The organism is Leifsonia sp. KNZ12-8B (assembly GCF_056755495.1).
Window position 1 is genome coordinate 1 of the sequence record NZ_JBPGXM010000191.1, and the last position, 5,031, is coordinate 5,031.

Sequence of the window (5,031 nt, forward strand, 5' to 3'; positions counted from 1 at the left end):
GGGCCCCGCGGGGGGGGGGGGGGGGGGGTGGCGCCGCCCCCCCCCCCGCCCCCCCCCCCCCCCCCCGGCGCCCCCCCCCCCCCGCCGCCCGCCCGCGCCCCGGGCCGGCCCCCCCCAAAAACCTCGTCGAGGCGGGTCAGGAGATCCACACGGCGCCCAGCGCCAGCGCGGCGATCAGCGCCCACGAGAGCAAGCCGGTCGCCAAGGCGCGCCAGCCGGTGCCGAGCAGCGAGCGGAGGCGCACCGCCGTCCCCAGCCCGAAGAGCGCCATCGCCAGCACCACCGTCTGCAGCGTGTCCGCCGCGTCGGTGACGACGGGCGGCAGCGGCACGAACGACCGCACCAGCACGGCCGCGATGAACCCGGCGACGAAGAGCGGCACGATCGGCGGGCGCTTGACCGCCGGGTCGCCGGCGACGTGCCGGCGGCGCTCGACGACCGCGGCGATGGCGACCATCGGCGCGAGCGTCAGCACCCGCGTCAGCTTCACGACCACCGCCACGGCGAGGGCCGCCGGACCGGCCAGCTGCGCGGTCGCGACGACCTGGCCGACGTCGTGCACGCCGGCCCCGACCCAGTGACCGAACTGCAGCGCATCCAGGCCGAGGGGATGCCAGAGCAGCGGCAGCACGAAGATCGCGAGCGTGCCGCACAGCGTCACGAGCGCGACCGGGGTCGCCGCCTCCTCGTCCTTCGGCTTGACGACGCCGCTCATGGCGCCGATCGCGGACGCGCCGCAGATCGAGAACCCGGTCGCGAGCAGCAGCGGCTGGTGACCGGGGAGGCGGAACAGCCTCCCGATCCAGAAGGTGCCGGCGAACGACAGCAGCACGATGCCGACCGTGGTCAGGATGGTCACCCAGCCGAGGCCGGCGATGTCGCCGAGGCTGAGCTTGAGGCCGAGCAGCACGACGCCGATCCGCATCAGCCGCTTCGCGCTGAGCGACAGTCCCGGCCCGAGCACGCCGTTGAGGGCGGGCCGGGCCGCCGGCACCTGCCCGACGACGATCCCGAGCACCACCGCGGCGGTCAGCAGCGGGATGGCGGGCAGCAGCCAGTGCACGCCCCAGGCCGCCGCCGCCGCGAGGGCGGCGACCGCCACGCCGGGCAGCCAGGACGCGGTGGAACGGGGGCGGGCCTGGCCGGGCGGCGGATTCTGCGGAGTGCTCACCGATCCATTCTGGCGAGCACTCCGCAGACGGCCGTCATCGGAGGGTGTCGCGGCGCGAGCCCGGACCGGTCAGCCCGGCCCGGTCAGCCGCGCCCGGTGAGCTGGTCGGCGCTCGGCCGGCCGGCGCCGTCGATTCCCGCGCCGAACCGGCTCTCGGCCGCTTCCCGCCGGTCGCGCTGCGCCGAGGGATCGGCGGGCTGCACCGCGCTCGGAGCGGGCGCGTCGACCTCCGCCGACAACGCCGACGACATGCCGTACTGGCCCTTCTCGCACATGGTCAGGTCGGTGACCGCCGTGCTGAGGGAGGCCGTGCCGCCCACCGCCCAGTACGTCGAGACGCCGAGCGCGGTCGCGTCCACGACCTCCCCGTACGGGATGCAGGTCGGCGGAGCGAGCAGCAGCGGTGCGCCGACGCTGCCGGCGACGGCCGACACCGAGAGCGCGTCAGGGAAGGTGAGCGCGTTGGCGACGAACGCCTCGTCGGCGAACGGGAACACCTCGCGGTTCACGGCCTGCGCGGTGCCGAACCGGTCGGCGCCCGCGAGCCGCAGCACCTCGGGGCGGTTCAGCGTCGCGAGGTCGGCCTGGATGCCCTTCGACACCGAGTTCACGCCGCCCACGATGTAGATGCGCGACGGGCTGAGGGAGGCGATGAGCGCCTTCGTCGGGGCGTCCAGCTTGCCGGCCGAGCCGTTGACCAGCAGCAGCGGCCCCCAGCGGTAGCCCGCGGCCGAGCCGGCGACGAGCGCGTCGGGGAAGTTCGTGCCGGTCGCGACGAAGACGCTGTTGACAGCACCACCGCCGAACACGGTGTCGACGACCTTCCGCGAGGTCTCGTAGCGGTCGGCGCCGGCGAGGCGGACGACGCTCGGCGCGAGCTTCTGCAGCTGAGCGTAGGCGGAGGCGCCGACCGAGGCGTTCCCGCCGATCACGGCGATGATGCCCGGCCGGAGGCGCTTCAGCTCGTTCACGATGGTCGCGGGCACGCCGTCCTGGCGGGTGAGCAGGAGCGGCCCGCCGAGGACGGACGCGGCCGCGCTGGCGCTCAGCGCGTCCGGGAAGGCCGTGCCGTTGGCGACGAACACGACCCGGCTGTCGCCGCCGGTGCCGTCGCTCCAGTACGCCGACGAGATCGCGGCGGAGGTCGCGAACCGGTCGGCGCCGGCGAGGCGGCCGCTGTACCACCCCCACTTCCCGACCGAGCCGTCGATCCCGGTGCGCTCCGCGCCCGCGGTGACGGTGACCTGCTCCGAGTCCCACTGGTACTCGCCGCCCGGGTAGTACTGCGTGGCGAACCGCGGGTTCATGCCGTTGCGGTCGGCGAAGCGCACGATGTAGTCGCCGGCCGCCAGGCCGCGGATCGTGTAGTTGCCGCTGCCCGTGGCGGTGTTGGCGGTGACGCCCTGCGCGCGCTCGTACAGGCCGGTGTCGCGGTTGAACAGCCAGGCCTGGATGCGGGAGCGGTCGGTCTGGCCGGTCGGCAGCGTGAGGGTGCCGCTGATGGAGCCGGCGGCCGGCTGGGTGACCGTGAGGCTGCCGGTGCCCTCCCGGCCGACGTCGATGACCCGGCCCTTGTCCTCGTAGGGCGTCCCGCCGAGCCAGACGGCCGCGTTGGCGGCGTTGTCCCCGCTGGAGGCGCTGAACAGCACCCGGTACCGCCCGGCGGCGACGCCGGCGATGCCCCAGTGGCCGCCGGTGGCGGTGGTGGTGTACGCGCCGGTCGCCGGACCGGGGGTGCCGCTGACCGGGTACAGCCGGACGACGGTCTTCGCGGCGGACGACGGGACGGCGTACGTGATGGTGCCGCTGACGCCGTACGTGTTGGCCGAGGCGGGGAGGGGTGCGGTCGCCAGCGCGGCGACCGTGACGGCCGCGGTGGCGGCGGCCAGGAGGGCGGAGCGCACGGAGCGCCGGTTCGGGTGTGGATGCACGTCGCGAGCGTAGCGGCGGGCCGGCCGCACGGGCTGACCCCCGTTCGGGGTGCGTGGCCCAGCGGGATGGCGCGATGGCGTGCGCCCGCGATCGCCGTCGCGCTGCAGCGCCCCGCGTCGTGCCGCGCTGCAGCGCCCCGCGTCGTGCCGCGCTGCAGCGCCCCGCGTCGTGCCGCGCTGCAGCGCCCGCGCTACAGCGCCCCGAGCAGAGCCGTCCCGTCCGGCACGCCGAGCCCGGTGCACGCGTCCCAGCCGGTGACCGCCCGGTAGGCGCCGTTGTCGCCGATCGTGATGTCGCGGAACCCCGCCGCCACCTGGCCCGCGCGCACGGAGTCGTACAGGGCGGGTTGTGCGAGGCCCAGCGGGCGGCCGGTGGACTGCACGATCCGCGCGACGAGCGCCGCCCAGAGCGGGGCGACGGCGCTCGTGCCGCCGATGACGGTGTACTGACCGTCGACGCGGATGCGGTAGCCCGTCTGCGGGTCGGCGACGGCAGAGACGTCGGGGACGCCGCGGCCGCCGGGGCCGTTGGCCGCGCCTCCTGCGTCGCTGCCGCCCTCGCCGGAGGGCACACCGACATCCCGCTGCCACGCCGGCAGCGGGAAGACCGCGCTGACTCCGCCCCCGGTCGCCCCGCCGCCGGTGCCGTTGTTCCATACCGTCTCGGAGCGGACGGCGCCCGTCGTGACATCCGCCTCCAGCCGGGTGCCGCCGCACGCGAGGGCGTGAGGGGAGGAGGCGGGGAAGTCGACGTGCGCCCGGCCGTCGCCGACCCGGTCGCTGCTGCCGTCGTCGCCGGCCGCGGCGGTCGTGGTCACGCCGAGCGCGGCGGCATCCTGCAGGGCCTCGTCGAAGGCGGTGCGCGCCTGCGCGGTCCACTGGTCCTCCGACTGGCCCCAGCTGATGCTGATGGCGGCCGGCGTCGGGTCGGCGTGCGCGGCGGCGCTCACCGCGTCGAGGAAGCCGGCGTCGGTGTTGGGCGCGAAGTAGACGACGATCTCGGCGCCCGGCGCGAGCGCCCCGGCGACCTCGATGTCGAGCATCACCTCGCCGTCGGCGCCGTTGGGGTTCCCCTCCGGCCGGTTGCTCGCGCCGTCGATGCCGACCGCCCGCACGGTGGGGGTCGGGATGCCGAGGCCGGCGAAGTAGGCGTCCAGATCCTCCTGCACGTAGCCGCCGCCGAGCTCGATGATCGCGATGCTCTGCCCGCTGCCGTCGGTGCCATCGGGGAAGGCGTAGACGGTGCCGAGCTGCGGCGGCGTGTAGCTGGTGGAGACCGCGGCCGGCCGCACCAGCCGGAACTGCGCGCGCGCCTGCGGCCGGTCGTCGAGCCCGAGCACGGCCGTGACCACCCCGCCCAGCGCGGCGGGGACGCTGAGGCCGCCCGTGCGCTGGCGGTACGGCGCGGGCGTGTCGGCAGCGGGCTCGCCGGCGCCGGTTCCGGTCTCGTCCTCCGGCGTCGACTGCGCGAGGTCCGTCCCGAAGACGCGCGCCATCACGCGCGCGGGCCCGGTCACGCGGATGCGGCGCTCCGCGGGGCTCACCTCGTCGATCCGCACCCCGAGGGGCCGGAGCGTCCCGGTCACCAGCGCGACGTCGTCGGGGGAGGCGCCGAAGCGCTCGCCCAGCTCGTCGCGGCTCAGCGGACGCGCGAACGCGTCGTCGCTGAGCGGCGCCCGCCGCCGCAGCACGAGGGTCGCCGACACCGGCGCCTCCGGCGCGAGACCGCCGTGCGCCCGGAACCCGGGACGCTCCGCGCGCTCGCTCCCCGGCACCGGGACGAGATCGAGCCGATCGAGCTCGGCATCGCTCGGGGCGGCGTCACCGGGGCCGGCGCCGTGACGCAGCGCATCGTTGGAGGCGGGGAGGGGCTGCTGCTCGTCGGTCATACCCCTCGGTCTACCACCGCCCGCCGACACCGCACAGGCC

The 5,031-nt window shown here is 76.2% G+C and carries 3 protein-coding genes; all 3 read right to left on the reverse strand.

The window, feature by feature from the left end:
• Positions 1-136 precede the first annotated feature (136 nt).
• The 3 genes from ACR9ZG_RS17920 to ACR9ZG_RS17930 all read right to left on the reverse strand — a co-directional run bounded on the left by ACR9ZG_RS17920 (position 137) and on the right by ACR9ZG_RS17930 (position 4,991).
• Positions 137-1,171 (reverse strand): YeiH family protein, encoded by a 1,035-nt coding sequence (locus ACR9ZG_RS17920; RefSeq protein ID WP_481286203.1) that lies wholly within the window; start codon positions 1,169-1,171, stop codon positions 137-139.
• A gap of 83 nt (positions 1,172-1,254) precedes the next feature.
• Positions 1,255-3,102 (reverse strand): cell wall-binding repeat-containing protein, encoded by a 1,848-nt coding sequence (locus ACR9ZG_RS17925; protein ID WP_481286204.1) that lies wholly within the window; start codon positions 3,100-3,102, stop codon positions 1,255-1,257.
• Positions 3,103-3,293: 191 nt separating this feature from the next.
• The gene (locus ACR9ZG_RS17930) at positions 3,294-4,991 is read right to left on the reverse strand and encodes a S53 family peptidase (RefSeq protein WP_481286205.1); all 1,698 of its coding nucleotides are present in this window, start codon (positions 4,989-4,991) and stop codon (positions 3,294-3,296) included.
• Positions 4,992-5,031 lie beyond the last annotated feature (40 nt).